Source organism: Fibrobacter sp. UWB15 (assembly GCF_900177705.1).
Taxonomy (GTDB): domain Bacteria; phylum Fibrobacterota; class Fibrobacteria; order Fibrobacterales; family Fibrobacteraceae; genus Fibrobacter.
Genome location: NZ_FXBA01000004.1, coordinates 216750 through 242823, shown reverse-complemented (window position 1 = coordinate 242823; position 26074 = coordinate 216750). Strand labels below are relative to the sequence as shown.

Here is a 26074-nt window from a genome sequence, read left to right as displayed (position 1 = left end):
TTACGTCTGTAATTTCAATTATCTATATTTCGCTGCTAGTAACTGGTAAGTAAAACCTTTCAACACGCAAAAAACTATGGCAGATTATTCTGATAAAATGAGCAAGGCCATCGAGGCCACCGAACGTGAATTTTCGAAGATCCGCGCTGGTCAGGCTAGCCCCGCTATCCTGAACGACGTGCGCATCGACTACTACGGTACGCCGACTCCGATTTCCCAGGTGGCTAAGGTTTCTGTGCCCGAACCGCGCATGCTGCTTGTGTCCCCGTGGGAAAAGACCATGGTCGACCCGATTGAAAAGGCTATCCTTGCAGCAAACATCGGCCTTACCCCAATGAAGGACGGCAACTGCATTCGAGTGAGCCTCCCGATTCTTACCACGGAACGCCGTCAGGAACTCGCAAAGATTGCCCGTAAGCATGCCGAAGAAGGCCGCGTGGCTATCCGCAACATTCGCCGCGATGCAAACGACGCCCTCAAGAAGAACAAGGAACTGCCTGAAGACGAAGTTAAAAAGCAACAGGACGAAATCCAGAAGGCTACCGACAAGGCTATTGCCCAGATCGACAGCCTCCTCGCTGAAAAGGAAGCAGACATCCTCAAGGTGTAGTCCGGGGTTTGCGTGGCAAATCAGCTTAGACATGTAGCGATTATCATGGATGGCAACGGGCGTTGGGCCCGTAGCCGCGGTCTTGAACGTTTCCTGGGCCACCGCAAGGGCACCCAGGCGACGATTGATGCCGTCGAAGTGGGTGTGAACCTCAAACTTGAACACATGACGTTGTATGTGTTCAGTTCCGAAAACTGGGGCAGGCCCAGCAAGGAAGTGGATTACTTGATGAACCTCTTGATCGAGATGGTTGTCAAGGAAATTCCCGACCTCATGGAAAAGAACGTGAAGCTTACGGTGATTGGCAACATGAACCGTTTGCCCGAAAAGCCGCGTGCAAGCCTGCAGTCTGCTATCGACAAGACCGCGAACAATACGGGCATGCAGTTGAACCTTGCCATTTCTTACGGTGGCAGGCAAGAAATTGTCGAGGCAACTCGCTCTATTGCCGCCCAAGTTGCGTCGGGGGCAATCAAGGTCGAAGATATCGACGAGACGCTCTTCGCTAAGAATTTGTATTTAAAAGGGGCTCCTGATCCGGATCTCGTGATTCGTACCGGGGGAGAGTTCAGGCTTTCGAATTACCTGCTTTGGCAGGCCGCTTACAGCGAATTCTACGTAACCGATACGCTGTGGCCCGACTTTACCAAGGAAGAATTCTTGAAGGCCGTCGAGTTCTTCAATACTCGAGAAAGACGTTTTGGAAAGGTGTTGCATGAGTAATCTTGCGCAGCGTGTAATTACGGCGGTTGTCGCCATTCCTATCGTATTCTTTTTGCTGTGGTTCTCTGACTACAGCCGTATAGGGTTGATGTGCTTTTTGGCCGGTGTCGGTGCCTGGGAATGGGCCGGCATGGCTTGCAAAATGTATAAGGGCCCCGATACCCGCTACCTTTCATTTGCATCTTCCTTGGCCCTGACGCTCGCATGGGCTCTTTCCAAGGGTGGCTATTTTGGAATGCCTGCCGTGCCGTATGTGGTGGGCATGACCTTCCTCGTGATTTTTGCGATTTATATTGGCTTGGCTTACGCCAAGGTCGAAATCGATCACCTGTTCCCGTGGCTCGTGATGCAGCTTGGCGCCCCGCTCTATGTGGGCCTCTGGGGTGGCATGAACGTGCTCATGATGGGCAACGGCCAGGGTTTTGAACATTGCTATCCGTTTATTCTTGTGATGACGGGTGTATGGCTTTGCGATACGGTGGCCTATTTCTTTGGCAAGTTTGCGGCGGGCAAGGGTCCCTTTGGTCGTCACCTGTTTGCACCGAGCATCAGCCCGAAAAAGACTTGGGAAGGTTCTGTCGCCGGTTCTATAGCAACGGTTGCTTGGGTGGCTTATTGGGCCAAGTGCAGCGCCGCCCTCGGTTGCTTCAATGTGGAAATAGACCTTGCAAAGGCTATTGGCCTTGGAGTCTTGGTGACTGTTGCGGGCCAGGTGGGCGATCTCTTGATGTCTGCCCTTAAGCGCTGGAGTGGTACCAAGGATTCCGGCAACCTGTTTGTTGGCCACGGTGGTGTGCTTGACCGCTGCGATTCCTTTTACCTCGCGGCCCCCGCTCTCTACCTGCTGATGGATTTTTTCCAGAAACTCGCTTAGCAGAAACGTTTCCGAACGTTTACATTCGTTGTTTTTGCTAACAACGGATACTGTCGCCCTATTATTGCGATTGTTTTAGCCCATATATATATTATAACGGGGTAGAACATTAAATCAATCACTAAAAAGGGTGTGAGTGTATGAATTACAAAAAGATTTCTATTGCTGCGCTGATTGCCATGGGTTCTTCCATGGTTTTTGCTCAGGATGCTGAAATTGCAACCTGGTCGGGTTTCCGCAAGGCAGCGGTTTCCTTCACTTTTGACGATGGCCCGCAAAGCGATGTCGATGTCGCTCTTCCCATGTTCGAAAAGTACGGTTATAAGGCGACTTTCAATATCGTCACTAATTGGGCCAATGGCGGTGGCAACAATGGAATGCTCAACTGGAGTGGTGTTCAGAAATTGTCCGCTGCCGGTCACGAAATCGCAAGCCATAGCGACAGCCACCCCAGTGGAACGATGGCCGGTAACGAAATTGGTTCGTCTAAGGGAACCATCAACCAAAAGATTCAGCAGAAGTATGGCTGTATTACGCTGGCATACCCGAACTGCGATAGTCCGGGTGACTCCCAGGTTCTGCAGAATTACGTTGTGGGAAGAATTTGTAACGGAAGCTGGAAGGGCGGCTCCGATATTATGGGCAAGGATGGTCCGAACAACTGGGCTGCAGCCTCTGCGCTCATGACAGGTAATCAGGGAACTAGCGATTTCAAGGGCAATATGCAGAAGGCCGTTAATCAGGGCGGCTGGGTTGCATTCCTCACGCATGGTTTCCAGGGCAAGACCAATGGCTTTGCTGACTATTCTCCGACCGATGCTAGCGCTATGGAAGGCTCCCTCCAGTATGCCCAGCAGAACGACAAGGACATTTGGGTTGCCCCGATGGGTCACGTTGCCATGTACATCAAGGAACGCAAGGCATCGAAGGCTGAAGTTTCTAATAGCGGCAGCACCACTACCGTTAAGTTGACTCACAACATTGCAGACAACATTTCCAAGTACGATTATCCGCTTTCCTTGAAGGTGAAGACTAGCCTTTCCAAGGCCGAAGTCACGCAGGCAGGCGCCAAGCTTGAATCTAAGATTGACGGCGGCTATGTGTACTTCGACGCCGTGCCGAACGCAGGTGATATCGTGATCGCTGGCGAAGGTGCAGGTCCCTCTCCGGAATCCTCCAGCAGCGTTGAACCGCCGAAGTCTTCTTCTAGCGAAGCCAAGAGCTCTTCTTCTGCCTCCAATCCGTGGGGCCCGAAGTCCTCTTCCAGCAAGGGCGAAGTGGATTGCAACGCTAATCCGTTCGATCCTTCTTGCCATGGCATGGCTATTGCTGCCGAACTTCAGAACGACTTCGGCCTCTCTGTCTACAGATCCTCTGACAACTACATCGTGGTCGGCGGCGCTCAGGGCATGAGCATTACCGTGTTCAACAGCCTCGGTCACCAGGTGCGTACCACTCGCGGTCTCGGTGCCGTGCAGAAGGTTTACACGGGCGCCAAGGGCGTGTACATTGTCAAGGTGGGCAGCAAGTCCTTTAAGGTCAAGCTTTAATCCGTTTTAACAAAACCTCTCTCGAAAAAAGGGAATCCTGATAAAAAGGGATTCCCTTTTTCTACATTTGGCATTAATATGCTTTTTTCCGAACTTCCCCTGGCAAATCCCTTGCAGCGAGCCGTGCGCGCTGTCGGCTACGAACAACCCACTCCGATTCAGGAAAAGTCCATTCCGAGTCTTTTGGAGGGTAAGGACCTGTTGGGAATCGCCCAGACGGGTACGGGGAAGACGGCGGCTTTTGCGCTCCCGATTCTGCAGTTGTTGCTGGATTCCGGCAAATTCCGTGCACCCAAGACTTGTCGCGCGCTGATTCTTTTGCCCACGCGCGAACTTGCCATTCAGGTAGAAGAATGCTTCAAGCAGTACGCCCAGTTCACGGCGATTTCGACCGCCTGCATTTTCGGCGGCGTGAGCGACGTGAGTCAAAAACGTAACTTGATTCGCGGCGTTGATGTTCTGGTCGCGACTCCGGGCCGCCTGCTCGATTTAATCAACCAGAAGGCGGTATCCCTGAAGGCATTGGAATTCTTCGTGCTCGACGAAGCGGACCGCATGCTCGACATGGGATTCATTCACGACATCCGCAAGGTGGTGGCGCTGTTGCCGCAGAACCGTCAGAATCTGTTCTTCAGTGCGACCATGCCCGAAGACATTACGAAGCTTGCCGCAACCATTCTGCGCCCGAACCCAGTGAGGGTGGAGGTGGCGCCGCAGAGCACTCCGATTGAACGCATTCGCCAGGAACTCTACCGCATCGACAAACGCCGCAAGGGCGCGCTCCTCAAGGAACTGCTGCTCGCTCACCCCGAAATGAAAAAGGTGCTGGTCTTTAGCCGCACCAAGCACGGCGCCGACAAAATCACGCGCGTGCTCGAAAAGGCGGGCATCAAGTGTGCTGCCATTCACGGCAACAAGAGCCAGAACCGCAGGCAACAGGCTTTAGGAAACTTCAAGTGCGAACAGATTCGCGTGTTGGTCGCAACCGACATTGCTGCCCGCGGAATCGATGTGGACGACGTGTCGCACGTATTCAATTACGACTTGCCCGACGTTCCCGAAACATTCGTGCATCGCATCGGCCGTACCGCCCGCGCAGGTAAAGACGGCATCGCCATTTCGTTCTGCGCTCCTGACGAAGAGCAAGATTTACGCGCCATCGAAAAGCTTACCCGCATCAGCATTCCCGAAGGCGACAAGGCGATTTTCGAAAAGCTTCCGCCGCCGCAGAAGGAAACTCCCGAAAGCGAAATGCGCAATGCCCGCGGTCGCGGATTCCCGCGTCGTGACAACAGCCGCGGCAAACAGAATCAGGCTAAGCCCGGTAACAAAAAGGAGCGCCCGCAGCAAAACCGCCCGCAGAATAAACCGCAAAACGAAAAACGCCCCGCTCCAAAGAGCGAAGGCGTTCAACAAGCGAATCCGCAGGATCAGTTGGGGCGCCGCACCATCGGCCGTAACCGTCCTGGGTCCCGTGCCCGCAAACGTATGCGTGAAGCCGCACGTAAGCAGGCTCAGGGCAACTAGACTACTTTATCGAGTACATGAACCATTCCCAGGTGATAGAGGCTTTTGCGCCCTTTGTCGTCTGGGACTTGACATTGTTTTCTTTGAAGAATCCCAAGTTCGTGACCGAAATGCAGTCCGAATCATTCAGCAGGTCTTCGTCGTCATAGTAGGCGTCATGTTCGTTCTTGTCCCTGAGTACGGGGCAAATGTCGATAGCGTCAATACCACGAGGAATTTGAATGGCGACTTTCTTTTCGCCCTTCCAACTCTTGAGGTTTAGCGTATCCAAGGCGGTAGCCGAAAGCGGATCGTATTCCGAGGGCTCGGAATCGATATAGGACTTTACCAGGAACCTGATTTGCGGATCGCCAACTTCTTCGCTTCCGCTAATAGAATCTGTGGTCTGCTTATAGCTGGTAAGTGTAATGCTCAGCATTTTCGTGACTTGCAAGTAATTGATCGCTGGGTCGCTACTAGTGCCGATGAAACTGCCCTTGTCGTTGTAGCTCTCGTTGTCTTTCACCATTCTGATGACGGTTTCGAGGTTCAAGACAGAGTCGTTATCGCTGCTACGGTACTTGTCGATAAAGTTGTCGCAACGGACCTTGTAATTGTAGACGACTCGCTTGGCCTTCTCGTAGCAATTATAATAGTCCATATTGTCGCGGCGGCTTTCAAGAGTGTCTAGTGTCGCGTCGAAGTCAAACGAGAAATTTGCCTGTTTTTCGTTTTCGGCTTCAATTGAATTGTCTCCGCATGCCGTAAAGCAGAACGCGGTCAAAGAAATAAGCGGAATAGAAGCGAGTTTCAACATAAAGCTTTTCTGATTCATAATCTTACCTCATTACTTTATGCTAAAGTCCAGGAACATGCGCCAGGTTGGATTGCTGTCGTGTCCGATGTGATAATATCTGTGGTTTGCATTCTGCGTTGCGCCTCCGAAGGCGAACATCTGGAACTCAAACGAGACCAGTCTACTTTCGATACCCAGGCCAATCCAGCCGCTCGTTTCCCAGTCGTCCATATAGAAGAACTTGTTGGTCTGGTGGCTTTCGTAAAGCGGGAACGGGCTCTGACCGGCTTTGTCAATCAAATCCAGGTCGGCCTTAAGCTTCTTGTCGTTGGTTTTGATGTCGAGCCAGTTCTCGGTATCGGTCATTTCGTAAATGGGCTTGGTCAGTCCAAAAGTCAAGCTTGCGAAAAGGAAGGTGGTTGTTCCCTTGACATGGTAACCTACTTTTCCGGTGAGAGGCATATCTGCTGAGAAATTGTAGTATTTGCGGTCCAGGCTATGAACCAGCGTGTACTCTTCTCCAGAAGAAAGCTGTTCGTCCTGTTCGCTTACGTCGAAGCTCCAGCGGGAGTAGCGGTAGAGGGCGCCTAATCTGCCTTGGAATCCCAGATAGTTACCGATATAGCGCCTGTAGAAGTAGTACATGCCCATACCCATGCCCCAGTTGGCATCGTGGTCCGTGTGCCAGTAGTTCTTGTCGTGGTAGTTTGCGCTGGCGAGGCTTAGACCATGGTGCAACGTCTTGGAACGCTTTTTGGCGGCCTTAATGACTCTTTTCTGGTAATCGGCATAGGTAATCTTGTTGCGAGGCTTCTTCGGTGCGGCACTATCGGCGGCAGTCGTGTCTGCCTTGGCAGAATCAGCCGGAGCGGCGGCTACCTTGGCGGTGTCGGCTGGCTTTGTGCTGTCAGCAACGACGGCTGCAGATGTGTCTGCTGCTTTGACCGTAGAATCCTGCACGGCGGCGGTCTGCGGCTGGTTGGCCGTAGCGGTAGAATCGGTGGTGGTGTCCCAATCGTCAGGGGGCGGTTCAGGAGATCCCTGGGCAAACCCGAGAACAGCAAGAACACTGCTAATAGTCAAAATTTTGCGAATAATGGTCATAATAATGCTTTAGCTCCCATAAATGGGGTTTCAGATACATAAAATAAGTAAAAAATAGCCATTGTGCAAAAAAATATTAAAAAAAATGGAATTTGTAAAAAAAAATAATTAGTTTTACAGCAAGAAGGAATCTCAAGGGTTTTCCTTGTTTTTGTGGAACGGAAAGATGATCGTATAAGAGGATGTCTATGGATACAGGTAAGATTTCTCTTGGAAAGTTGCTCGCCCTGCTTATTTTTATGGTGGGTATTCAATCTGCGTGGGCAGATGTCTGGGATGGTACGACCAAGACTCCGGCGAAAACGCAAAAAATCGGTGACAAGGATTATTTCTTGATCGAATCCGCGGCAAACCTGGCGTGGTTTTCCGATACGGTGAATATCTATGCTGCTAAAGAAATTGCCAAGGCCTATTCGGCAGACTCTTTGGCTCGTGCCAATATGACTGCTGCTGATACGGCGAAGGCAAATGCGTATGCTCAATCGGTAAAGCAGGCTTTTATAGATACCGCTGCTACGGATAAGTTAAAGGACTCTACAAATAAATACAATAGTGCGAGAAATAATTATCTAGACAGCATTGCGAAAATTTTTAAAGATGGCGCCGCAGAATCTATCGCTGCTAATGTTGATGTGTTCTTCAAGAATAATTCCAATGCAATCACATTGATTTCTGAAAAAACGAAGGATAAAAACTATGCGTCACCGCATGTGAAATTTAATGCGAAGGTGGTGGCTGATTATATCGATATGAATCATAAACCCTTTGTCCCTATTGCTGCGGGTAAGGGCGAGATTTTGTATGGAGGTATTTTTGATGGTAACCATGTGACCATCAAGAATCTGTATGTCAGCAGTGATTATATTTCTGAAATCAATAGTAATTATGGACAGAATGTCGCTTTTGTTGCGGCCTTACATGAAGGTGTCGTAAAGAACGTTGTTCTTGATAGTGTGAGTATCATCGCGACTGTTGATATTGGGACCATTCTTAAGGGCGACAAGAATAAAATCAGTGTGGGTACGATTGTAGCATGGCAAAAGTCTGGAACTGTGGAAGGTTGCTATGCGTCGGGTATTCTTTATAATAGTGGTAAGGGACAGGCCGTTGGTGGTGTTGTCGGCAACGCAGATGCGGGCTTGATTAAAGACAACTTGAGCGTTGTTTCGATTCAAATTGCTGGAAGCGAAGCTTATGTGGGTGGCGTTATAGGCCAGGCAAAAGATAAGGTCAATATTGAATCTTGTGTTTTTGATGGAGGCAAGTTCATTAATGATTTGACGGCGCATGATGGTGGTGTGGTTGGTCTGCGTTATGAAGGAAATACAACCCTTTTTAAGAATACCTATTATGACCAGAATGACGTGGGTCAGGGTGTTGCCCAGGGCTCTATAAACGGAATTTATGCGGTGGCGTTCCTTAATGAGGAGCATATTGCCTGTGTCTTGAACGAGGGCGAATGGAATAATGCGGATTCGACTTGCTCTGGTGAAGGGGTATGGTCTACAGGTGACCATATTACCAATCAGGGTGTGTCGAAAAACGATAAGAACGAGACGATTTATACAATCACGTTCAATGCGAACGGGGGTACTTTCGCTGCGGGCGCTAAGACAGAAAAGTATTTGCGTTTTGGTGAATTGGCTACACCTGATGAAATATCGATTCCTACGAATGGATTCAAAAAATTTGAAGGCTGGTCTTTGTCGCCTACGGCAACTAAAAAAGACGATAACCTGGGATATGTTTATAGCCCTAAGACCGTATACGCGGTGTGGGGCGATGTAACGACCTATACGATAACGTTTGACTTTAATACAGGAAGTGATGCGACCCAGCTGACAAAGGCCGTTGTTGGAGGGGATTCCATTACGCTCCATGGATTCAGTGCGGCTCAGTTACCTTCGACGTATAAGGCAAATGGCAAAACCTATAACTTTGTGGGTTGGGCTAAAACACAAAATGGACCTGCCTTGAACGAAGACCAGTATGGAATCGCCACGAAAAATGAAACTTTCTATGCTCAATGGAAGGAACAGCAGACGTATCTGATTACCTATATGACGGGTCATGATGCTGTTTATAGTGTGGAGCTTGTGGAAGAAGGTGACTATGCTAAGGGCCCTGCAGTGAATCCGAGTAAAGAAGGGTACGCATTTGCGGGTTGGTATACTGAAGAAAATTGTCAGAACCTGTATAACCTCAATGACAAAGTTATCTTGACGCAGAGCTATGTGCTTTATGCCAAGTGGGATTTGGCTCACTATAAAATTACATATAACCTGTCTGAGGGGTGGACCAATTCTGCAAACAATCCGAGATATTACACGGTTGAAGACAATGTTTTGTTTAAGGCTCCGAAATATAAAAATGACAGCTTGGAATTTGATAGCTGGTTCTATGATGGAACCTTTACCAATAAGGCTGAACAGATTGCACCGGGTTCAAGAACTGGAAATTTGTCCCTTTATTACAAGTGGAACGTCAGGACTTATACGATTTGGTTAAGTGCTGGTGTAGACGGATATAATATTGTGGAACCGGTTATAAAAAGATATGGCGAACCGATTACATTGCCTGGGGCGTCGTTTGAGTATCCGGGATATGAACAAAAAGGTTGGGCCACGACGGATGGCGGCGCAAAGGTGTACGAATTGTTGGGTACATATACGGACAATGCAGAGGTGGAATTGTTCCCGTATTGGGAAAAGGCGACCTATAAGATTATCTATGAATTGGATGGTGGCGTGAATCATGTGGATAACGATACCACGTACACGATGGATTCTTCAGATGTTGTCTTGAAGAACCCGACAAAGGTTGGCTATAAGTTCGAAGGTTGGTATGATGCTGAAGTGGGTGGCAAAAAGGTTACCAAAGTGGAAATCAAGGCTCCTTATGGAGATGTGAAGCTGTATGCCAAATGGAGTCAGACTAAGGTTACTGTTACGCTCCAAGACAATTCTTGCGAGTACAATGGCAAGAACTGCGGCGCTAAATATACTGTATCGGTGACGAATGGTAGTCTTGGTAGCGATTATAAGACTGTTATTGTGACGGATTCTATCAAGAATGTCTTTGACGGTCCGATTGATGCGAATATCGTAAGCTTTGCGATTGTGAACAAGACGACGGGTGAAGTGGTGACGGACCAGTTCGACGTCAATTATGGAGGAAGCTGTACGCTGGCGGTTACTCCGAGAGATGTCAGCTTTGCCGGTAAAAATGAAACAACGACCTATACGGGCGATGAAATTCATGTGGTAAGTGCAGCGAATGCTTCGGGCCTGCCGACTGGACTTAATCATACCCATAATGTGGGTTACGAAATTACAGCGACGGATGCAGGTGATTATCCGGCTGTGATGACCGATCCTGCCGACGTGAAAATTTGGGATGAAGATGGCAACGATGTGACGGCGAACTATAACGTAGTCTCGATTACTCCGCCGTCTACGGGTCTTACAATTAAGCCGACAAGCGAACCATTTACCATTTCAATGGCAGATGAATATGTGCCGGTCGGTGGCTCGATAAAGGGCTCCCCGACGAGTACGGCTTCAAGTGGCACGACAACTTTCTTCTACCGAATTGGCGATTCTGGCGAATGGAAGGAAAGCTTGGGTGAATTGGCTCTGCCGGCAACACCGGACGAATACGTGATAATCAATATCAAGGCCACTAATCCGAACTATACTAAAGAAGCGAAGACGTCAACAAAAATAATGGTTACGTCGAAGACGATTCTTACGGTAACTGCAAAGGATTCCTCAAAAGTCTATGATGGAACGGCGTTGGTTAATGCAACTTACACCTGCCCGGAATGTGCTACAAAGTTGAGCTCTGGAGATGAATTGTCTGTTACGATGAATGATGCCTCCATTACGAATGTTGGTTCTGTTACTAATACGGTAAAAACGGTTGAGATTTCCAATGGTGGTTCTGATGTTACAGACAATTATGCCATCAACATGGTCGCCGGTACATTGACGGTGACCAAGGCTCCGCTGACGATTACGACGGCTTCTGATTCAAAGGCTTATGATGGAAATCCGCTCACAGCTGGTGTAACAGCAGTTTTTGTCAATGGTGAAACGGCGACGGTGGTGGCGACGGGTAGCCAGAAGATGGTCGGTTCTTCTAAGAATACATACGACATTCAATGGGATGCAACTGCCAAGCAAGGAAACTACCAGATTGTAGAAAATCTTGGAACTTTGACCGTGACAAAGGCTGCCGTTACCATTAAGGTAAGTGCTGCTGAGAAACTTTATGGTGATGCGGATCCTGAGTTTACCGGCGAGGTTACGGGCCTTGTCAATCCGGATGACTTGGGCGTCATCAAGTATTACCGTTCGAATGCGAATGTAAAGAATGCTGGCTCTTATCCGAAAGCGATTTCGGCAAGTTATACTGCGAACATGAATTACGAAGTGAATGTAACCAAGGGCAATCTTACGGTTAAAAAGCGTAATGTGACATTGACGTCTGCAGACGCAAGTAAGGTGTACGATGGTACGGCTCTTACCGCCCCGACGGTGACGGTGGGTGGCGACGGCTTTGCTCCTAATGAAGGTGCCTACTTTATGGTAACGGGCTCCCAGACGGATGCTGGAACAAGCGCAAATACGTTCACTTATGAACTGAAAGAAGGAACCGATGTGAGCACAAACTACACGCTTGCTGAGGTCAAGGGTGATCTTACTGTTACGAAGTCTCCGGTGACGGTTTCTATAGTGGGCCGCACGGGTACTTATGCCTATAACGGTTCTCAGCAAGTTGTGTCTGGCTACGATGCCTCTATTAACAACGCAATGTATTCAGCGAGCGACATCGTCTTCGGTGGCGAATCTGTGATTCAAAAGACCAAGAGCGGTACTTACGCTATGGGTCTCACGAGTGCAATGTTCACGAACAAGAACAATAACTTCGACGTGACCTTTGACGTGACCGATGGATCCTTGACGATTACACCTCCGGAAATTGTTGTTGCTTACAATGATGCCGGTGATACGCTCCATGTGATTGTGGGTGACGATGATTCTGATTCCTTGATTAACGAAAAGATTAATGATGCTCTTGCGGGTCATGTGCCGCCCATTGCGCTCCCGACCAAGGATGAAGACAAGGATTCTACTTATGCCTTTGACGGCTGGGAAAAGAATCCTACATCGGGTCAGTATGAACCTGTCTTTGATGCAACGGTCAAGAAGGATACGATTGATGTGAAATATCAGGATGATCCTGAAAAGCACATCGATGTGGAAATTCACGTGACCGATGTTCACAAGGATATCGTTGAAAAGATTAACGCTGCTCTTGAACAGAACGGCATTGCTCTCCCGAGCAAACCTGACAATGGCGATTCTACCTATGTTCTTGACTGGAAGCAGAATCCCGAAACTGGTGTTTACGAACCTGACTTCAAGGGCGTTTTGCGCGTGGAACAGATTATCGTCAAGTATGGTGATGGTGCTACGGATACAATCTATGTAGACATCCGTGCGCAGGATTCCAAGTCGCAGATCGAACAAAAGATCAACGACGCCTTGAACAATCATTTGCCGCCCATCAAGGTGAAAGGAAAGGATGATACCTATACTCTTGCCGGTTGGGAAAAAGATGAATCGACGGGATATTACGTGCCTGTCTTTGCGAAGGGTGATGTTGTCTACGTGATTAACTTCCACCTGCCCGAAGGTGCTGTGTTGACGTCGAAGTTCAACGGCTACAATTATGGCGAGGTGACTCTGTTGCCCGATGCCGTCATGAAGTCTGACACAACATGGGTCTTCAATGGTTGGTATACAAAGACCAAGGGCCGCGGCGATCGCGTGAAGGCAATGCGCGAAACCGATGCCGGCAACAAGAGCTTGTATCCGCTGTTCCAGAAGACGATCCGTTATGAGATCGCTGGAAAGACTGGCGAAGTGGTGGTAATCTACACGGACCGTGCCGATACGACGATTGCCCGTGCACTGAAGAGCGTGATTCCTGACGAAATTTCGAAGAATGGCGTGAGGTATGCCTTTGTCAAGTGGAAACTTGAAGATGGCGTCTATAAGGCTGTTTTGAAATCGCTTGCAGTACGCTTCAACGTGGCTGTTGACGCTCGCGCTCTCAATATCGAAGAGGCTCAGATGGGTTCCCGCTACGCAGTGTTTGACATGGATGGTCGCGTCGTGAAGCGCGGTACGGTATCCAATGGCTCTCAGCGTGTGGAAATCCCGAAGTCGGGCAGTTACATGGTGCGTGTCGGCAAGGACGCCGTCCAGGTGAACGTTAAGTAGCTTGTCATCCTGAACAATGTCACCCTGAACTCGTTTCAGGGTCGGCATTCTACTCCGATATATTAATGTTCAATCGATGCACTTTGTAGTGCATGACTCTTGGCGAAATACTTAAATCGCGTGCGGCAGCAGACATGTTGCCGCCGTTTCTTTTTAGCGCTTCGCTCAGGATTTCTTTTTCGTAGGTATCCATGAGCGTCGATAGCGGTGCAATTTGGTTCGGGAGCATGGGCTTGCGGGCCGATTCGTCGGTCTGCAAGGTGGGCGGCAAGTTGTGTGAATGGATGCAGTCGTCGCTGGTGGCGAGGGCTGCGCGCTCGATGCAGTTTTCGAGTTCCTGCACGTTGCCGGGCCAGTGGTAACTCATGAGCATGTCAATCGCGGGCGTCGAGAGGCGCACCACGTGCGTGCCGTACTTCAGGTTCACTTGCGAAATAAAATGCTCCGCCAAAAGCAAGATGTCGCTCTTGCGCTGCGCCAAGTCGGGGAGTGAAATCTGCACGATGTTCAGACGGTAAAATAAGTCTTCTCGGAAAAGTTTTTGCTGCATCAGGCTTTCCAGATTCTTGCTGGACGCTGCAATCAAGCGCACGTCGCTATGCAGGCGAATATTGCCGCCTTGGCGGTAGAAGCTTTGGTCTTGCATGAACCGCAGAAGAATCTCTTGGTTCTTCGGGCTGAGTGCCGAGACATCGTCCAGAAATAGCGTGCCGCCGTTCGCCACTTCGGCTTTGCCCAAGTGGCGGCTGTTTGCACCAATGAATGCGCCGCGTTCGTAGCCGAAGAGTTCGCTTTCAAAGGTGTTCGCTGGGTTGCCGAAACCCTCGCTCAAGTTCGCACAACCCATGACGACAAAGGGCTGTTCTTTGCGTGCAGAAAGTTCTGCGATGGTGTGGGCGGTGAGTTCCTTGCCCGTACCGTCGTTGCCATAGATAAGCACCTGTGCGTCGTTCTTGGCGCACTTCTTGATCTGCTTGTAGACCTCGCGCATCTCGCCGCTGTTGCCGACCATTTTGCCCGGCTTCTCGTCGATGATATTGCGCAGCTCGCGGATCTCCGCTTTCAGTCTCTCTATTTCTTCGGATTCAGTCGTCATTCCTTGACCATTAAGTCATGCCGGGCTACGACCCGGCATCAGCTTTTTTATGTCAGAGCCTTTTTACTTTACAATAATGTAATAATATACCTTATTTTTACAATATTGTAAAACATTTTGTTTCAAAACCTGTAAAATTCGGGTGCCAGACCCCGTTTTTATTCCTAATTTCCTTCCATAAATTGAAAAACAGCCGTAAAACGGCAAAAAAGAGGTTCAAAATGAGCGTAAGCTACCGCAAAAAGACCATCAACGAAATCGCAAAGGCCCCTACCGCGCCCGTCAAGCCGGCCGGTCCGGTGAATGTGGATTTCTATGGCGAAGATGTGTTCAACATCGACGCCATGCGCGAATACTTGCCCAAGGATGTCTGCGAAAAGCTGATTGCAACCATTAACGAAGGTGCTGCCCTCGATCCGAGTATCGCAGGCGATGTGGCCCACGCCATGAAGAAGTGGGCGATGGACCGCGGTGCCACGCACTTTACGCACTGGTTCCAGCCGCTCACCGGTTCCACTGCCGAAAAGCATGACTCCTTCCTTGAACCTGACGGCTGCCGCGCCATCATGGCCTTCAGCGGCAAGAACTTGATCGTCGGCGAACCGGACGCATCGTCCTTCCCGAGCGGCGGTTTGCGTTCCACCTTCGAAGCCCGTGGCTATACCGCCTGGGATCCGACTTCTCCGGCATTCCTCAAGCGCCACGGCAACGGGGCTACGCTCTGTATCCCGACTGCGTTCTGCAGCTATACCGGCGAAGCGCTCGACAAGAAGACTCCGCTCCTGCGCAGTTTGCAAGCTCTTTCCAAGTCTACCCGCCGCCTCATGACCTGCTTCAAGGCGGGTCCCAAGAAGACGACGGTCACGCTCGGTGCCGAACAGGAATACTTCCTAATCGACAAGCGCTTTTACCTGCAACGCCCCGACCTGTACCAGGCTGGCCGCACGCTGTTCGGTGCCGCTCCGGCAAAGCACCAACAGATGGATGACCACTACTTCGGTAGTATTCCGGCTCGCATTCTGAACTTCATGAACGAAGTGGAAATCGAACTTTGGAAGCTCGGCATTCCGGCGAAGACCCGCCACAACGAAGTGGCGCCTGCCCAGTTCGAACTCGCCCCGATGTTCGAAGAAGTGAACCTCGCTTGCGACCACAACATGCAAATCATGGAAGTGCTCCGCAACGTGGCCGACAAGAATGGCCTCGTTTGCTTGCTCCACGAAAAGCCTTTCGCTGGCGTGAACGGTTCCGGCAAACACAACAACTGGTCCGTGTCTTACGGTAAGGGTAACTTGCTCAATCCGGGTAAGGACCCTCACCAGAACGCCGTGTTCCTCACCACGCTCTGCGCCATCATTTATGCCGTCGACACCCATGCTGACTTGCTCCGCATGACGACTGCTGGCGCCGGCAACGACCATCGCCTCGGTGCAAACGAAGCGCCTCCGGCCATTGTCTCCATGTTCCTCGGCGACCAGCTCATGGACGTCATTGAACAGATCGAACAAGGCGTGCCCAAGTCCAGTAAGCAAGCTGGCGCACTCCGCATCGGTGCCGACATGCTTCCGGCTTTGCCGCGCGACGCCACCGACCGTAACAGAACTTCTCCGTTCGCCTTCACCGGCAACAAGTTCGAATTCCGTGCTCCGGGCTCCAGCCAGAGCTGCTCCGAACCGAACGTGGTGCTGAACACCATCGTGGCCGAAGCGTTCGATATGATTTCGGAACAGCTCGAAAAGCTTGATGAGAAAAACTTCCACACGGGCCTGCAAAAGATCCTGCAGAAGATTGTGAAGGAACACAAGCGCGTCATTTTCAACGGTAACGGCTACACCGATGAATGGGTTGCCGAAGCCGAACGCCGCGGCCTTCCGAACATCCGCACCTCCGTGGAAGCCCTCAAGGCTCTCACCAAGGAAGAAAATATTCAGTTGTTCGAAAAGTATGGCGTCATGAACCGCCGCGAAATGGAATCCCGCTATGAAATCAACGTCGAAGATTTCCACAAGCGCATCCACATCGAAGGCGAAGTCTGCCGCGACATGGCCAAGAACATCATCTTGCCGAAGGTCGTCGAAGCTTACTCCAGCGCCCTCAAGACCAACGAAATGGCTCTCAACCAAGGCTTCCCCGGCGTCGATGCCTACGTGAAGTCTCTCGGCGAAGGCGTCAAGAACCTGAGTGCCGCCATCGCTACGATGGAAGAAAGCCTGAACGGTCTGCACGAAGGCATTCTCGATGCAATGGCTGCGCTCCGCAAAGTCGTCGATGGCCTCGAAAAGGTTGTCCCCGACGAAATGTGGCCTCTGCCGAAATACAGAGAGATGCTTTTCATTTACTAATGAAAAGCATGGGCTTCCGTCGAAAATTTTCCCTGCCTTCGGGCGGGGATTTTTTGTATCTGCAAACGACGCTAATTGTCGCATGCTCAATCTATATTCGTGATGTTCCCCTAAAAGGAGTTCGTCATGAACAGATTGGAAAAACTTGAAATATCGAATGTCATCGGTGACTTTCGTGCGGCCCTTGAAACCCTGGACCGTTACGACCACCAGCAACTGGAATTTCCGAAGACAGGTGTGGACTACAGCGAAACGAACGGCCCCATCACCTATGAGTTGGCGATGGAAGCGATTGCTGTGCTCAAGGAAAAATTCCGCGACAGCGGAATCTTCGGTGTCGAAAAGGATGCGTCTTTCAAGAGTTCCCTCGGACAAATTTACCAGACCTTCGACGGCAAGGAACTTTATCCGACCGTGCAGATGAAGGCGGCAACACTCCTGTATCTGCTTGTCAAGAACCATTCTTTTGTTGACGGCAATAAGCGCATTGCTGCGTTCATTTTCTTGTGGTACATGTCGCGCAACGATATCCTTTATCGTGTGGATGGCTCCAAAATTGTAAGCGATGGCGCTCTGGTCACGCTCACGCTGCTCATCGCCGAAAGCAAACCCGAAGAACGCGAAACCATGACCAAACTCGTGGTGAACTTGATTATGTAGGTGGTGCTTATGACTAACTCATATTTTACAGACCCGCGAGACGGTGAAACCTACCGCACCGTGAAAATCGGAAATCGGATTTGGTTCGCCGAAAACTTGCGGCATAAAAGCGAAGGCGCGCAGGCGTATGCCGGTGGCATGGGGTATTTGTGCTTGAATGGCGAAACGCCGCCTTACGATTGGAACTGCGACCCAGATGTGAAGAAATATGGCTTGTGCTACTACTGGAAATTTGCAGAAGCCGCGGTCCCCAAAGGTTGGCGCTTGCCGAACAATGACGATTGGCGAGACTTGTTTAATGCAGTTGGCGCAAAATGTGAAATGGGCGAGCATGGTGCCGAAACTTACCTTGGGGCGGCTCTTGCGTTAAAGTCCAAAGACGATTGGGAGGAAGACGAACTGTTCCCTGTCGGTAAAAGTACCGATGCTTTCGGTTTTACGGCGTATCCGGCAGGCTGCATGGAGGAATTCGGCTTTTGCGGAGCACGTGGCAGACACACGCGCTTCTGGAGTTCCGTCGGGCAAAACAAGTGGGCGTACCGCGTTTGCTTAGACAACTTCTACGACGATGCCGTTCTTGACCGCTTTTGGAACGACTTTTCTTGCGCAAATTCAATCCGCTGTGTGAAAGACTGCTGAAAAAAGGAACTTATTCCAAGTTGGAGTGCCCAAAATAACGTTTTTTGAGGGAAAACTATAGTTTTTGTGGGGATTTGTGCTCTTTTGTAGAAAATAGGATATATTTCTTTTTAAAGAAGAAGGAAAAATATGGATAAAGAACCCGAAGTTATGGATATGAACGGCGCATCCCCTTTGCAAAAGGGGCTCGCCGTTTTCTTTGTCATCATGTCGCTTTTGTACACCGTGTCGCCCATTGACCTGGCGCCCGACGCAATACCCGTAGTTGGCTGGCTCGATGATGTCGGCTTCCTTGTGACAGCAACCATGAATGCGGTCCAGCAGTTCACAAAGGACCAAAATAGTGCCATGGTGAAAATCCTGAAATACGCCAAATGGTTTATGGTCATCGCCGTCGTAATCACCGCGCTGTTGCTCGGCGGTTTGATTGCTGCGATTGTGGCGCTGATTATGAAATAATGAGAGATAATGGGAAACAAAAGTGAAAAATTTTTCGGGGAACTTCGCTCTGTATTGCGAACGTTGCCGGATGCGGCAGGCATCGTGTTACAAGCAACGCCCGAAGCTTTGAAGCCGAGGCTTCGCGAACTATTGCGCTCGCAGTTCAAGAAAACTATCGTAGAGGCCGAGATAAAATTGGCTTTTTGTGTAATTGCTGTTTGTTTAGCCGTCTTTACACCCTTTGGTGAACGTTGTTCACTATGGATGTCATCACTTCTGTTTATTGCAATGTTGTTGTGGTCGGTTGTTGAATCGGCTTCATATTGTATGCTACCGATAAAAATTATACAAAAACGGAGTATGCGAATAGGGATAATTGAGTTCGTTAAATGGAGATTCCCTCAAGCTACTACAGGCTCTAGTGTATATGATATGGTGTGTGAAATTGGGGCGCATTTTTCTTCACGATTTCGAAAATTACGCACATCTGACGAGATAATATGGGATTTTGTTATTTATTTGGCAAAGGATGTCATTACCTTTGTTTCGGTGTTTTCTTTATACATTATATTGGTCTATTGGATTTTTAAACCTATTATTCTTGAAAAATTTGCTGGAGTAACGACGTTGCAGATATACCTTTTCCCAATAAGGCAATTATTGTGATTTAACTCAGTTTGGTTATATTTAAAAAGTTTTGAATAGGAATATTTTATGGTAGAAAATAAAATCGAATTAAAATCTGTAAAAGAGCTTCTTGGAATGAAGTTCTTTATTCCGAGTTATCAGCGCGGTTATCGTTGGACGGATCAGCAGGTCAAAGATTTGCTTAACGATTTGTGGGAGTTTGCAGACAAAAAGAATAAAGATTATGAATTTTATTGTGTTCAGCCGCTTGTTGTGAGAGAAATGTCAAGTGAAGAAAAGAAAATCAATAATATTGCGATAGATGAAGTTTGGTATGAGGTAATCGATGGTCAGCAACGCCTGACTACAATGTATATCATACTGAAAAAAGTAAAAAAAGTCCTTGAGCTTTTAAAGATGTCAACAGGATGTTATCAATTTAAATATCAGCGTGAACCAAGTGATTCGTCAATAGTATCTTTTCTTGAAAAGATAGCGGATGTGCACGAAGAATGTAATTCATATATTGATTTTCATTATATGAGCCGTGCAGCGATTGTTGTTGAACAATGGCTTGAAAACAGCGATGTAAACATGGCAGATTTTTGTAAAGCGCTGCTTACATATAAATTGGATGGCAAAGAACCGCAATGTGATAAAGCTAATAATGTTAGGTTTATTTGGTATGAATCGGTTGAGGAAAATCCGATAAAAGTGTTTACTCGCTTGAATATTGGCAAGATTCCGTTGACAAATGCAGAACTAATTAAAGCTTTATTTTTGAATAGTTCTAATTTTGATAAGAACGAAGTAAATCATTTGAAATTAAGGCAGCAGGAGATGGCGAGTGAGTGGGATAATATTGAATACACTCTGCAAAATGACGAATTTTGGCTTTTCTTGAATGAAAAGGGATATAATCCGCAAACACGAATAGATTTAATTTTTAAGTTGATTTGTGATCAAAACAAATTTGGCTTAGATGAAAAGCAATTGAAGGAAATAGGGGATGATGAATACAGAACATTTCGCTATTTCTATGAATTGTTTAAGGAAAAAAAGAAAAACATTGATGCGTGTTGGAAATGCGTAAAAGATTATTTTAGAATTTTTTCTGAATGGTATAATGATTTGGAAATATATCATTATGTCGGTTTTTTAATTGCTTGTAAAGAAGGCTCTTTAGAAACATTTGTAAAACTATGGGAGGGAGCTTCTGATAAGAAATCGTTTGAAGGAAAACTGAAAGACCGTATACAGAATATAATTGAAAAATGTCCTCCTTTAGATGCGCAATATAAAGAAGATGGAAGCGATAAACGAAAGTGTAAACCAATTTTATTGTTTCATAACATCCAAACAGTCATTAATCAAAATGCAAATAATTTGAAAAACGATAAATACCAAATGGGGGTGTTTTATAAGTTCCCGTTCCATTTGTTTAAACTGGAAGAGTGGGATGTTGAACATATAAACTCGAATACAACAAATCCAGAGAATGATGTTGAAACGCAAAAAGAATGGTTGCTAAATGTGTACTTGGGTGCGGATAGTGGAACTCAAGAAAGTATAAAAAAATATTTTGAAGTTGATGAAGATGAGAAAAGAAAGATATTTGAATCTGTAAAAAAAATGTTCCCTGAAAAGAATGATTGGTCGATACAAGAAAAAAATAGAATCTGGAACTATACTCTTTTGGATTCAGGGACAAATCGTGGGTATGGAAATGCTATTTTTTCAGGGAAAAGACGTGTTATTATTGGTAAAGATAAAGGCAAATTGATTCCAATTCCTGAATTTGATGGCAATGGGAAAATTCAGATAGGTGAAGAAAAAAATGCAAAATCATCATTTGTTCCTTTATGTACTAAACATGTTTTCATGAAATATTATTCTACAACAATGAATGATCCAAACTATTGGACGAAAAATGATGCGGAAGGTTATTTGAACAGTCTTGAGGAATGCTTAAACGAGTTGGGGGAATAATTATGGAAAATACAACTACATTTTGGAATTTTATAAAAAATAATGAAATAGAAATTCCTATAATTCAACGAGATTATGCTCAAGGTCGAATAGGTAAAGAAAATTTACGCAAAACTTTCTTGAATGATTTAAAAAAAGCGTTGGATGATGAACGAAATGAATTAAAATTAGATTTCGTTTACAGTTCGGAAGGATCCAGGTTGAATCCGCTTGATGGACAACAACGTCTTACAACGTTATGGCTTTTGCATTGGTATATTGCGTTGATGGCAGGAGTGTTAAAGGATGAAAATTGTAAAATATTGAATCGATTTACCTATGAAACGAGAATATCTTCGCGTGAATTCTGCCGGAGTTTGTGTAATTCTAATTTCTTCTCTAAATATAAAGACGGGAGTATAGTTGATTTTATAGAAAAACAAACGTGGTTCTATTCTGCGTGGAAACTGGATCCCACAATACAGTCTATGTTGAGAATGCTTGGAAGAAACGTCTCTCAGAATACTGATGCTTTTGATTGTATTGAAAATATTTTTAAAGATACAGATGATGAAAAATTCTTGTTGTATTGGAAGTGTTTGACCGAACAAAAGAAAATAGTTTTCTCTCATTTACCTCTTAAGGATTTTGGTCTTTCTGACGACTTGTATATTAAAATGAATGCTAGAGGTAAACAACTAACAAATTTTGAGAATTTTAAAGCAGATATGATTGGTTATATAAAGAATCAATCGAAACTCAGTTCAAATAAAGATCGTTGGAGTCGAATGCTTGATCCCGAGCAAGGTATTCCCATAAAAATGGATACGATGTGGATAAATGTTTTTTGGGATAAAAGGTCAAAGAAAAATGAAGTAGATGATATATATTTAGCCTTCATCAATAGATTCTTTTGGAATGAACTTATTATTGCCAAATATGATGATAGAAAACCCGTTTTATTGGTCGGTAAGGGAGAGATAGATGGTAAGGTAATTCGCCAACGAGAAAATGTAAATAAATCATACAAATACTTAAACAATGAGAATGAGTTATATTCGTTATTTGAACCGTATGAATATTACGATAAATCAATTCCAATTGAATGCTTTGAAAAATTAGAAGTTATATTGGACAAGATTGTTCTTTTGAAAAAAACTGGTCAAATAAAAGATTTTGAAGAAAACATTTTGTGTGGATGGGATGATAGCTTTAGGTTTATTCCTGAGTATAAAAAAGATGTAAAAGATGATGTGCAAATTGTGAAAATAACTGATAAAATTACAACGTTAAGTCAGGTTCACCGTGTAGTTTTTTCGGCGATTTGTAAATATTTTATAGATGGCGATTATGAACCTACAACCCTCCGCCGTTGGATGCGTTTTGTCTGGAATCTTGTGTCGGGCATACAAATGGATGGAGATCCCCAGATTAGAAGTACGGAAGCAATAAGGGCGGCTATAGAAGCAATTCAAACTATAGATAGCCATAATGTGTATGAATCGTTGAAAAAATGTCCAAAATGCAATAATCTTGTTTCAAGAAGATTTTACGAAGAATGTGAAAAGGCTAAACAAATTCTGGATGAAAATGGAAATGCGCGGAAATATGATGGTGTTTGTAAACGCCAGAATGGTACCGGCTATCAGAATTGGGAAGAAGTGATTACGGATGCTGAAAAGTACGCCTTTTTTAGAGGCTCTATAAAATTTTTGTTCCTTAATGGACAAGGCTCCGTGGATTGGACGAATTATGATTTAAAGTGGAATCGGATTAAGATTCTTTTTGATGAAAAAGAAAACGCTAGTGCGGTTGAAAAGAATACGGATTTGCTTAAAATGTTTTTAGAAAAAATATCTGATTTCAATGATTTGACCTATGTTTGTTTTAATGCGTCTATTCCAACATGGCTGATTACGATTTTATTGAATGATAAAGTAGTTGGAAGTGTTGATAGATTTTTGATGAATTTAGAATGTGACCGAACATCTTGGAATGATGAGAAAAGAAATGTGTTCAAGGATGTAGAAGAAATTCTTTCAGGTGTGAAAGATAGGTATCAATTAGATAAAGATGGTGATAACTATTTGTTGAAAATAGCCGGTCGTGGAAATGGACAAGAATGGAAAAAGTTTTACATTGGGAATAATCGAAATAAAGTTGTTGCTAAGTTCTATGGTGGAAAAATAAATTCCAATCCTCAGCAACAAGAAAAAATATATACAGATCAAAAAATAGATGGTTGCGATTTCTTTTGGGGCACAGACATAAAATTCAAATACAAAAATAGATTTTTTAAGTGGTTGCTAAATGACGATGTGTGCGTGTTGGAAAATGATGAAAGCATTGGGAAAAAATTTCATTATTCGGATGGGCTAGACCTTTTAAAGGAACTTGATGCCATAATTGTACAATAAATTCAATTCTTAAATAGTCCAAAAATATATTTCTTTTATATTCCCTCTCGCACGACATTAATTGTCATGCGCTTCTTTTATATTGCATAGTAGAATCAAGAGGTTTTGCTATGCAGTTACATTATCAGAATTCGGCAGAGAATTATTTCGGGAATGCGCTGAATCGGTTAGAAGGGGAGTCGCCTGCGGCGAAGGCGGAGTCGAGGACTTCTTTTATCGACTTGAAGATTATGGAATACTGGGTGCGCTTTATGCGGGCGTATCCGGATGGTTGCTGTCGCAGTTTTTGCGAGAATTATTTGCCGGTCCGTTATTATGGCGAATTTGCGGACCGTGTTTACGAGATTCGCGACCAGGTTGATTTTTCGAGTACTATCAAGACTTCGATTGATGACAAGCATTATGGGGTACGGGAGCTTTTGGAGGCGTATCACGAGACCAGGAATATTCGCTTTGCTCAGCAGTTTTTTGAGATCATGGCTTATTTGGAGCGGGCGAACGATTGTCTGCGGCCGATTATCGTGCAGATGATTGAAAATTGCGTGAAAGAAAAGCTGGCAAAAGGTTGCTCGCACGATGACGAAGCCTTGCAACGCGCTTTTGAGTTAAAGCGTCTTTTCCATTTGTCGGATGAGGCGGTGGAACTGGTGCTTTATTTGTGGCTTCGGAACCATCAGCGACTGTATTTGAGGTTAGAAAACATTCGGGTGAAAGAGGGGGAGACTTTTGACCCGAATGAGCGTGGAGCCTTTAGTCGAATTGCCTTGCTGACAGGACTTGATGGCGCAACGCTTCAGGAACTTTGTTCCAAGGAGAGTCCGCTTCTTAAGTTCCAGCTGGTCCAAATGGAAGAATCGTTCCGCAATACGGATTTGAGAATCAAACGCAAGGAATTGTACCTGGCAGATGATGTGAGCAATTATCTGTATGGATTCTCAGATATGTCGCAGATTATGGATTTCAGACCGGCAGCAAAACCGTGTGTCCCCTATGAGCAGATAGTCAAGACGAATCCGCAGGCGTCTTTTGTTTTACAGATGCTGAAATCGCACCAGAGGGGCACTCCACTGAACATCCTTTTTTATGGTCGCGAGGGTACGGGCAAGACGGAACTTGCCAAGGCGATTGCGCAAGAGTTGAATGTTACACTGCTTTCGGTGGGCATCGGTGAAGAATCGATGAGCGAGGAATCCCTTTTGCAGACGCGCTTGCGCTCGATGCTTTTGGCCGATTGGGAATGTGAGCGGAGTGGCGGCGTCATCTTGATGGATGAGGCAGACTTGGTCTTGAATAAGGCGGAAAAGGGATTGCTGAATATTATTTTCGAGAGCCTGAAAACGCCTGTCATCTGGATTACGAATAATATCGCGATGATTGAAAATAGTACCCGTCGCCGTTTCGATTATTCGCTAGAATTTTTCTCATTCAGCAAGAGTGAACGCATTGCGATTTGGCAGTCCGTTCTGAAAACACAACAGGCGGAATCGATGATGCGTAGCGAAGAAATCGAATGTGTCGCCAAGGAAATTCCGGTGATGGCAGGGAGCGCCACTTTGGCGGTTCGGCTTGCGCAACGGATGCAGTCTCAGGATATGTCGCCTTTAAATGTGGTTCGCGAAGTTGCGTCTTCGCATGCTAAACTTTTGGGTATATCAACTTTGCCACAGGAATCGAAGCCGGATTATAATCTGGATTGCGTCCGTATTTCGAGTGGAGATATTCGGAATATTGATTATGTCGTGCCGATGCTCAAGAATTTTGATGCCCGATGGAAAGATTCGAAGGCGACGGGTCGCAGGGAGAACTTGAATGTATTCCTGTATGGTCCTCCCGGTACGGGGAAATCGGCTTTTGCAAAGCATGTCGCGCATGACATTCTAGATCGCGAGATTATCGTGAAACGGGCAAGCGATATTCTGGGGTGCCATGTGGGTGAAAGTGAACATAATGTTAGCGCGATGTTCCGTGAAGCGGAACGGAGTGATGCGATTCTGTTTATCGACGAGGCGGACAGTTTCTTTGAAAATCGTGGCAACGCGAAAAATCATTGGGAAGTGACTCTGGTGAACGAGTTTATTTGCCAGATGGATTCCTTTAACGGAATGCTGATTGCTGCGACAAACTACGAGAATGTCTTGGATTGGGCGATTCGTAGACGCTTTCAGCTGAAGTTGGCGTTTGACTATATGGATCTGCCGCAAATTTCAAAAACTTGGACGACATTTTTCGGGGGACATTGCCCCAAGGAAATCCTTCGTTGCGATAATGTGGCAATTAGCGATTTTCAGAATGTTCGCCGCAAGCTAGAATATGTCCCTGATGAGCTGCGTACGAAAGAACTCATCTTGCAGAACATGCTCGAAGAACTCGCCAATAAAGACGACCATCAAGGCCGTAGGCTGGGGTTGTAGAGTTTAACAAATCTATATTT

Annotated in this window: 17 protein-coding genes; 14 read left to right on the top strand and 3 right to left on the bottom strand. The window is 46.6% G+C overall.

Features of this window, described 5'->3' with window-relative positions; all coding sequences use genetic code 11:
• Positions 1–76: 76 nt before the first annotated feature.
• The 5 genes from frr (at position 77) to B9Y58_RS08350 (ending at position 5284) form a co-directional block, all read left to right on the top strand.
• Complete coding sequence (gene frr, locus B9Y58_RS08370) at positions 77–610, top strand: ribosome recycling factor (protein WP_073056177.1); 534 nt, start codon at positions 77–79, stop codon at positions 608–610.
• Between the two features lie 12 nt (positions 611–622).
• Positions 623–1333 (top strand): isoprenyl transferase, encoded by a 711-nt coding sequence (locus B9Y58_RS08365; protein ID WP_073056179.1) that lies wholly within the window; start codon positions 623–625, stop codon positions 1331–1333.
• On the top strand, positions 1326–2207 hold the full coding sequence (locus tag B9Y58_RS08360) for a phosphatidate cytidylyltransferase (protein ID WP_073056181.1): 882 nt from the start codon (positions 1326–1328) through the stop codon (positions 2205–2207). Before B9Y58_RS08365 ends, B9Y58_RS08360 begins: the two co-directional genes overlap by 8 nt.
• Positions 2208–2347: 140 nt before the next feature.
• A complete protein-coding gene (locus B9Y58_RS08355; RefSeq protein WP_073056182.1) occupies positions 2348–3757 on the top strand; it encodes a polysaccharide deacetylase family protein in 1410 nt (469 codons plus the stop codon).
• A 78-nt stretch (positions 3758–3835) separates the two neighbouring features.
• Entirely contained in the window at positions 3836–5284 is a 1449-nt protein-coding gene (locus B9Y58_RS08350) for a DEAD/DEAH box helicase (protein ID WP_073056184.1), read from the top strand.
• Position 5285: 1 nt separating this feature from the next.
• On the opposite strand, the gene B9Y58_RS08345 is transcribed toward B9Y58_RS08350, so the two are convergent.
• On the bottom strand, positions 5286–6098 hold the full coding sequence (locus B9Y58_RS08345; protein ID WP_073056186.1) for a hypothetical protein: 813 nt from the start codon (positions 6096–6098) through the stop codon (positions 5286–5288).
• A 12-nt stretch (positions 6099–6110) separates the two neighbouring features.
• On the bottom strand, positions 6111–7163 hold the full coding sequence (locus B9Y58_RS08340) for a hypothetical protein (protein ID WP_073056188.1): 1053 nt from the start codon (positions 7161–7163) through the stop codon (positions 6111–6113).
• 188 nt (positions 7164–7351) lie between these two features.
• Between B9Y58_RS08340 and B9Y58_RS08335 the strand changes: the two genes are divergently transcribed.
• On the top strand, positions 7352–13453 hold the full coding sequence (locus B9Y58_RS08335; RefSeq protein ID WP_158278349.1) for an InlB B-repeat-containing protein: 6102 nt from the start codon (positions 7352–7354) through the stop codon (positions 13451–13453).
• 49 nt (positions 13454–13502) lie between these two features.
• Here B9Y58_RS08335 and B9Y58_RS08330 read toward each other — a convergent pair whose 3' ends face one another.
• On the bottom strand, positions 13503–14549 hold the full coding sequence (locus B9Y58_RS08330) for a sigma-54 interaction domain-containing protein (protein ID WP_073056191.1): 1047 nt from the start codon (positions 14547–14549) through the stop codon (positions 13503–13505).
• Positions 14550–14770: 221 nt separating this feature from the next.
• Here B9Y58_RS08330 and B9Y58_RS08325 point away from each other — a divergent pair, with 221 nt between their 5' ends.
• The 8 genes from B9Y58_RS08325 (at position 14771) to B9Y58_RS08290 (ending at position 26054) form a co-directional block, all read left to right on the top strand.
• The gene (locus B9Y58_RS08325; protein ID WP_072799853.1) at positions 14771–16891 is read left to right on the top strand and encodes a glutamine synthetase III family protein; all 2121 of its coding nucleotides are present in this window, start codon (positions 14771–14773) and stop codon (positions 16889–16891) included.
• A 126-nt stretch (positions 16892–17017) separates the two neighbouring features.
• Complete coding sequence (locus B9Y58_RS08320) at positions 17018–17551, top strand: type II toxin-antitoxin system death-on-curing family toxin (RefSeq protein WP_073056193.1); 534 nt, start codon at positions 17018–17020, stop codon at positions 17549–17551.
• Between the two features lie 9 nt (positions 17552–17560).
• Positions 17561–18190: an FISUMP domain-containing protein gene (locus B9Y58_RS08315; RefSeq protein WP_143154680.1), complete on the top strand. Its 630-nt coding sequence runs from the start codon at positions 17561–17563 to the stop codon at positions 18188–18190.
• Between the two features lie 129 nt (positions 18191–18319).
• Positions 18320–18649: a DUF1232 domain-containing protein gene (locus B9Y58_RS08310; RefSeq protein WP_083532293.1), complete on the top strand. Its 330-nt coding sequence runs from the start codon at positions 18320–18322 to the stop codon at positions 18647–18649.
• A gap of 9 nt (positions 18650–18658) precedes the next feature.
• Positions 18659–19297 carry a hypothetical protein gene (locus B9Y58_RS08305; RefSeq protein WP_143154681.1) on the top strand — a complete coding sequence of 213 codons (639 nt, stop codon included), beginning with the start codon at positions 18659–18661 and terminating at the stop codon, positions 19295–19297.
• Between the two features lie 48 nt (positions 19298–19345).
• On the top strand, positions 19346–21247 hold the full coding sequence (locus tag B9Y58_RS08300; protein WP_073056199.1) for a DUF262 domain-containing protein: 1902 nt from the start codon (positions 19346–19348) through the stop codon (positions 21245–21247).
• A 2-nt stretch (positions 21248–21249) separates the two neighbouring features.
• Positions 21250–23643: a DUF262 domain-containing protein gene (locus tag B9Y58_RS08295; protein ID WP_158278350.1), complete on the top strand. Its 2394-nt coding sequence runs from the start codon at positions 21250–21252 to the stop codon at positions 23641–23643.
• Positions 23644–23753: 110 nt separating this feature from the next.
• The gene (locus tag B9Y58_RS08290) at positions 23754–26054 is read left to right on the top strand and encodes an AAA family ATPase (RefSeq protein ID WP_073056202.1); all 2301 of its coding nucleotides are present in this window, start codon (positions 23754–23756) and stop codon (positions 26052–26054) included.
• The last annotated feature ends 20 nt before the right edge of the window (positions 26055–26074 follow it).